The 6,755-nt window shown below is 71.7% G+C and carries 6 protein-coding genes and 1 pseudogene; 1 reads left to right on the plus strand and 6 read right to left on the minus strand.

The window, feature by feature from the left end; all coding sequences use genetic code 11:
- Positions 1-720: pseudogene (locus tag ACZJYS_RS21355) on the plus strand (zinc-dependent alcohol dehydrogenase); the annotation flags it as partial.
- Positions 721-780: 60 nt separating this feature from the next.
- Here ACZJYS_RS21355 and ACZJYS_RS21360 read toward each other — a convergent pair.
- From ACZJYS_RS21360 to ACZJYS_RS21385, 6 genes are all read right to left on the minus strand, one after another.
- Positions 781-1,983 (minus strand): pyridoxal phosphate-dependent aminotransferase, encoded by a 1,203-nt coding sequence (locus ACZJYS_RS21360; RefSeq protein ID WP_493180249.1) that lies wholly within the window; start codon positions 1,981-1,983, stop codon positions 781-783.
- 171 nt (positions 1,984-2,154) lie between these two features.
- On the minus strand, positions 2,155-2,523 hold the full coding sequence (locus tag ACZJYS_RS21365; protein WP_146201838.1) for an SPW repeat domain-containing protein: 369 nt from the start codon (positions 2,521-2,523) through the stop codon (positions 2,155-2,157).
- Between the two features lie 729 nt (positions 2,524-3,252).
- The gene (locus ACZJYS_RS21370) at positions 3,253-4,056 is read right to left on the minus strand and encodes a DUF2189 domain-containing protein (protein ID WP_493180250.1); all 804 of its coding nucleotides are present in this window, start codon (positions 4,054-4,056) and stop codon (positions 3,253-3,255) included.
- A 207-nt stretch (positions 4,057-4,263) separates the two neighbouring features.
- Positions 4,264-5,073, minus strand: coding sequence for an ABC transporter permease (locus tag ACZJYS_RS21375; RefSeq protein ID WP_493180251.1), 810 nt, complete (start codon positions 5,071-5,073; stop codon positions 4,264-4,266).
- Positions 5,070-5,933, minus strand: coding sequence for an ABC transporter permease (locus tag ACZJYS_RS21380; RefSeq protein WP_379649278.1), 864 nt, complete (start codon positions 5,931-5,933; stop codon positions 5,070-5,072). The genes ACZJYS_RS21375 and ACZJYS_RS21380 overlap by 4 nt, the downstream gene beginning before the upstream one ends.
- Positions 5,933-6,755 (minus strand): ABC transporter ATP-binding protein (locus tag ACZJYS_RS21385; RefSeq protein ID WP_493180252.1); only part of this gene is annotated, 823 nt, incomplete at its 5' end. The genes ACZJYS_RS21380 and ACZJYS_RS21385, both read right to left, overlap by 1 nt.

A 6,755-nucleotide genomic window follows, 5' to 3' on the forward strand; every position in this document is an offset into this window, starting at 1 on the left:
CGCACCGGCTGGGAGACGCTCTGCGCCCGCCAGCAGAACACCGGCTACTCGGTCAACGGCACCTTCGCCGAATACGTGGTGGCGGATCCGGACTATGTCGGCCTGCTGCCGGACGCGCTGGATTTCGGCCCGGCCGCACCGGTGCTCTGTGCCGGCGTCACCGTCTACAAGGGGCTGAAGGAGACGTAGGCGCGGCCCGGCGAGTGGGTGGCCATCTCCGGCATCGGCGGGCTTGGCCACATGGCGGTGCAGTATGCCCGGGCCATGGGGCTGCACGTGGCGGCCGTGGACGTGCACCCGGAGAAGCTGGAGCTGGCCCGCAACCTCGGCGCCGACCTGGTGGTGAACGCGCGGGAGCAGGACCCGGGCGAGGTGCTGCAGCGCCGCGCGGGCGGCATGCATGGCGTGCTCGTCACCGCCGTCTCGCCCGCCGCCTTCGAGCAGGCCTTCGCCATGCTGCGGCCGCACGGCACCATGGCGCTGGTCGGCCTGCCGCCGGGCCGCTTCGCCATGCCGATCTTCGACACGGTGCTGAAGCGCATCACCGTGCGCGGCTCGATCGTCGGCACGCGGCAGGACCTGGAGGAGGCGCTGGCCTTCGCCGGAGAGGGCAAGGTGGAAACCCACTTCAGCTGGGGCCGGCTGGAGGAGATCAACGACATCTTCGCCCGCATGGAGCGCGGCGCGATCGATGGCCGCATCGTGCTGAAGCTGGGCTGAGGCACCCCGCGCCCGGCGGAGGGAGGGCGGCGCGCCGCCCGCCCTCCCCCTCCGCTCAGGTCACTTCAGCCCGGCGCAGAAGCGCTGGATGCGCGTGCAGGCCTCGGTCAGCGAGGCGTCGTCAGTCGCGTAGCTGATGCGGAAATGGCCGGGGAACATGAAGGCCGAGCCGTGCACGGCGGCGACGCCCTCATCCTCCAGCAGCGCGGTGACGAAATCCTCGTCCGTCTCGATCTTCTTGCCGGAGGCCGTGGTCTTGCCCAGGCAGCCATGGATCGAGGGGAAGACGTAGAAGGCGCCCTCGGGCACGATGCAGTGGATGCCCGGCGCCTGGTTCAGCAGCCCCACCACCAGGTCGCGGCGGCGCTCATAGACGACGCGCATCGCCTCGACCGAATCCTGCGGCCCCGTCAGCGCCTCGACCGCGGCGGCCTGGGAGATGGAGGAGGTGTTGGAGGTGGACTGGCCCTGCAGCTTGTCCATCGCCTTGATCAGCTTCACCGGCGCGCCGGCGAAGCCGATGCGCCAGCCGGTCATGGCGTAGGCCTTGGAGCAGCCATTCATCGTCACGGTCCGCTCCTTCAGGCGCGGCTCCACCGCGACCAAAGTGCGGGCCTTGAAGCCGCCATAGGTCAGCTTCTCGTAGATGTCGTCGGTGAAGATCCAGATGTCCGGGTGGCGCAGCAGCACCTCGGCCAGCCCCTTCAGCTCCTCCGCGCTGTAGGCGGCGCCGGTGGGGTTGGAGGGGTTGTTCAGCATGAACCACTTGGTGCGGGGCGTGATCGCCGCCTCGAGCTGCTCGGGCGTGATCTTGAAACCCTGGTTCTGCCCGGCCGGCACGATCACCGGCTTGCCCTCGGCCAGCGTCACGATGTCGGGGTAGGAGACCCAGCACGGCGCCGGGATGATCGCCTCGTCGCCGGCGTCGATCGTGGCCAGGATGGCGTTGAAGATCACCTGCTTGCCGCCGGTGGAGACGACGATCTCCTCCGGCTTGTACTCCACCCCGTGCTCGCGGCGGAAATAGGTGGCGCAGGCCTCGCGCAGCGCCCTGGTGCCGGCGACGTCGGTGTAGCGGGTCTCACCCTTCTCGATCGCCGCGATCGCCGCGTCCTTGACGTTGCGGGGGGTGTCGAAATCGGGCTCCCCGGCCGAGAGGCTGATGACATTCTTGCCCTCGGCCTTCAGCGCCCGCGCCTTGGCGGTGATGGCGATGGTCTGGGAGGGGGCGATGCGGTCGAGCCGCTCGGCGATCAGGTTCATGGAAGGATGGGTCCAACTCGAAAGACGGCGGACCCTAGACCCCAGCCGGCTGCCCCGACAAGGCGCCATGCCGCCCGGCAGGGCCGATTCCGCCATGGCGCGGCGCCAAGGCCGGGCCGGCCGTTCCGCCACCGCTCTGGCAGCCCCTGCCCTGCCCGCGGGGGAGCGGCCCTAGTCGCGCAGCGGAGCGGGCAAGGTGTCATCCGTCCTCCGGCTCAGCAGCACGACACCGATCGCCAGCACCCCGAGCACCACATGCGGCACCCAGACCTCCTCCGAAAAGCCGAGCAGCCAGGGGGAGGCCAGCAGGGCGAGCGCCGCCACCACATCCAGCACCAGATGGATGCGGAAGGGGATCAGCTTCAGCAGACCCAGCCGGTAATTGGTCAGCAGGCTGTAGAGGATGGCCCCGAAGCCGAAGGCCCAGAACACCATGCGTGCCGGTTCCTGCCAGGCGAAGCCGAGGAAGTACGGTATTCCGATCAGTACGACGCCATAGATATAGTCGATCAGGGCGTGAATGCTGCGGGGTATGAGCATCGACATTCCTCCGGGGTCACGAGACGGCTCGCCGGACGTCCCGGCCACCCGGACGCCGGGCTCAATGGCCATCGTTCTCGGGCAGGACCGGCATCGTCCGCAGAGAGGGTGTGCCGGGAACAGCACCAGCCCCCTCCAGGGACCTCATCTTCGCCAGCGGTATCCTAGCTGTCGCCGCCGGCCCCCTCCGACCCCGCACCGTCATCAGACGCAGGGCCAGGCGGCGTGCGGTTCAGCACCTTCCTGGCCATGGCGTCCGGGTCCTGGGCGGGCCGGCCACCCTCCGGGCTGAAGGGCCGCCCTTCCACATCGGGCTCATGATCGGCGGGGATGCCATGTGCGTTGCCGGGGCCCTGTGCCCCCAGCCCCTGCGGCCGCGGTCCGCTCGTGCGGTGATCGTCACCCATGCTGTCTTTCCCCTTTCTGCTTCCGGCCCCTCTTTGCTGCCGGCCCCTGCCTGTTGCCGGCACAGACAGGCATCGCCCGCCCATCTGCGGCCTGCGCCGGCATCGGAGACTTCCGGACAAGAGACTCCAGGACGGCCACTCCGCCCTGCCTGCCGGCCAGAAGCTTGTTGCAGAAAGACAAACAGGCCGCCGCCGCGGGGGTTCCCCCTGCGCGGCATGCTGGCCGGATGGCGGTGCGGGAATGACGAAGCCGGTTCTCTTCTGCCTGGCTCGGGTGCCTCCGGAACCCAGGGCGGGTCCGGAGGCGGCCGGCCTCCGGCGCTCAGTCGCGGACGATCCGGCGGTAGAGGTGCCAGGTGGCATGGCCCAGCACCGGCACGACCACCGCCAGGCCGACGAAGAGGGGCAGGCTGCCCAGAGCCAGCAACAGGGCGATGAGGAAGCCCCACAGCGCCAACGGGCCTGGATTGGTTCGCACCGCGCGCAGGGAGGCGCGCATGGCCATGCGTGCGTTGACCGGCAGGCCCCGCCCCGCACGGTCGAGCAGCATCGGGAAGGAGACGACGGTGAGGGAGAACACCAGCACCGCGAACAGGAAGCCCGCCAGGTTGCCCAGCAGCATCAGCTGGTGCCCCTCGCGGCTGTAGAGTACCCGGCTGAGGAAATCGGTGGCGGTGGCCGGGGTATCGCCCAGCGTCATGCCGTAGATCGCCCGCGCGGTGAAGATCCAGGCGACGAAGATGGCCAGCAGCAGCACGCCGAGGCCGATGATGGAGGTGAGGGCCGGAGAGTGGCGCACCGCCAGGGCATCGGTCCAACGGGTCGGCTGGCCCTGCTCACGGCGCCGGCTCAGCTCATAGACGCCGAGCGCCGCGACCGGCCCGAGAAGGGCGAAGCCCGACACCAGCGGCCAGAACAGCGGCATCACATCCCGGCCCGCCGCGAGCTGCGCGGCGATCAGGCCGATGATCGGATAGAGGATCGCCAGGAAGACGAGCTGCGTAGGGTTGGCCAGGAAATCCCGCCAGCCGAGGGCCAGCGCCTGGCCGACCTCCGTGCTGCCGATCCGGTGTATGGCGGGTTCGTGCCGGGCCATGTCGGGCGCCTCGGTCCAGGTCGTGGCCATTGTCGTCCTCCCGCGCCGCGCCGCGGCGCCGTGTTCGATTGCCTGTCGCGCCGGGGGGGCGCGGCATTCGCTTCACGGAAGGCCCGGGCAACGGCAGCCAGGTGGCCTATGGTAGGATGCGTGACCACCACGCCATGCGCAGCCAGGTCGTCCACAAATTCGATCTGGGATGCGGCGCCCGGCCGGCAAGCCGGGCACACGGAAGGTTCAAAGACTGCGCAGGCCGCGCATGGCCAGCAGGGCGAGGCCGCCGCCCAGGCCCGCCAGCGCCAGGATGATGACGGCGAGCGCATTCACCTCCGGCGTCAGCCCCAGCCGCAGCATGGAGAACACCACCATCGGCAGGGTGGTGCCGGCAGGGCCGGAGACGAAGCTCGCCACCACCACATCGTCCAGCGAGAGGGTGAAGGCCAGCAGCCAGCCCGCCGCCAGGCTCGGCGCCATCAGCGGCAGGGTGACGGTGGCGAAGGCCGTGGCCGGACCGGCGCCGAGGTCGCGCGCCGCCTCCTCCAGCTCGGGCGCCATCTCGGCCAGCCGCGCCTGCGCCAGCACCGCCACATAGGCTGCGCCGATGGTGGCATGCGCCAGCAGGATGGTGGTGGCGCCGCGCCCGGCGGGCCAGCCCGTGGCGCCCTCCAGCAGCACGAAGAGCAGCAGCAGGGAGAGGCCCATCACCACGTCCGGCAGCACCAGCGGCGCGCCGGCCAGCACGCCGAACAGCGCCCGGCCGCGGAACGGCCCGTGCCGCGCCAGCACCCAGCCGGTGGCGCCGCCCAGCAGCACCGCCAGCGTGGCCGAGCCCAGCGCCACGCGCAGCGACAGCCAGGCGGCTTCCAGCAGCCGCTCATTCTCGGCCAGGGCGGCGAACCAGCGCAGCGAGAAGCCGCCCCACTGGAAGGGAATGCGGCTCTCGCTGAAGGCATAGCCCGCCAGCAGCAGCACCGGCAGCCACAGGAAGCCGAGGCCCAGCATCAGGCCCAGCCGCGCCATGCCGCCCTGTCCCGTCCCCCGGCTCATCGGCGCGCCTCCAGCCGCTGGAACAGCAGGATGGGCAGCAGCAGCGCCAGCAGCAGCAGCACCGCCAGCGCCGCCGCCACCGGCCAGTCGCGGTTCTGGAAGAATTCCTGCCACAGCACGCGGCCGACAAGCTGCGCCCCCGGCGGCCCCAGCAGCTCGGGGATGACGTATTCCCCCGCCGCCGGGATGAACACCAGCAGGAAGGCCGCCGCCGCCCCCGGCGCCGCCAGCGGCAGGGTGACGGTGCGGAACACCGCCCAGGGCGTGGCGCCGAGATCGGCCGCCGCCTCCTCCATCGCCGGGTCCCGGCGCGAGAGGCTGGCATAGAGCGGCAGCACGGCGAAGGGCAGGTACGCATGCGCCATGCCGAGGAACAGCGCCGGCCAGGAATAGAGCAGCGGCAGCGGATCGGTGATCAGGCCGAGGGATTGCAGCACGGTGTTGACCCAGCCCTCGTCGCGCAGCAGGCCGATCCAGGCGCCGAGGCGCGGCAGGAAGCCGGTCCAGAAGGGCAGCAGAACCGCCATCAGCAGCGGCAGCCGCCAGGCGGGGGTGGCGCGGGCCAGGCCCATGGCCATGGGGAAGCCCAGCAGCAGGCAGAGCGCCGCCGTGCCCGCCGCCACCAGCGCCGCCTGCGCGAAGGCCGCATGGTAGAAGGAATCCTCCAGCACCAGGGCGAAGGGCTCGGTGTTCGGCCCCTCCGCGCCCCAGGGCGGGGCGATGGGCGGCACGCTCTCGGCCGGCCAGGCGAAGGCCAGCACCAGCACCACCAGCAGCGGCGCCGCCACCAGCAGCGCCAGCCACAGCGACGGGACGGCCAGCGGCAAGGGGCGCAGGATGGCGTGCAGCGCGGTGCGCATCAGCCGGCCAGCGGCACCACGGAGGCCGCCTCCCACCCCAGGCGCACGGCGCTGCCACGCGGCGGCGGCGGGCCATCCTCCTCGGCATGGCCCACGCGCAGCAGTGCGCCACCCTCGGCGCGCACCAGCAGCAGGCTGTCATCGCCGCGGAAGGCCACCTCCTCCACCACGCCGCCGGCGCTGTTCGGGCCCTGCGCGCCAGGGCGGAGCGCGATGCGCTCGGGCCGCAGGGCGCAGGCCGTGGTGTCCGGCGGCAGCGCCCCCTCCGGGCGCAGCGTGGCGGCGAGGCCCGGGCAGTCGAAGCCTTCGCCGGCGGCACGGCCCTCCAGCACATTGGCCGTGCCGAGGAACTGGGCGACGAAGCGCGTCGCCGGCCGGTCATAGACCGCGCGCGGGGCGCCAAGTTGCACCACCCGGCCATGCTCCAGCACCGCCACGCGGTCGGCCAGGGCCAGCGCCTCCTGCTGGTCGTGGGTCACCATGATGAAGGCGGCCCCCGTCTCGCGTTGCAGGGCACGCAGCTCGAAGCCGGTGCGCTCGCGCAGATTGGCGTCCAGCGCGCCGAGCGGTTCATCGAGCAGCAGCAGGCGCGGGCGCTTGACCAGGGCGCGGGCCAGCGCCACGCGCTGCCGCTGCCCGCCGGAGAGACGGTGCGGCAGCCGCCCGCCGAAGCCCTCCAGCCCGACCATGGCCAGCGCCTGCTCCACGCGGCCGGCGCGCTCGGCGCGCGGCACGCCATCCCGCTTCAGGCCATAGGCGATGTTGGCGGCCACGTTCAGATGCGGGAACAGGGCATAGGACTGGAACATCATGTTCAGCGGC

The organism is Roseomonas sp. TS2, assembly GCF_058833935.1.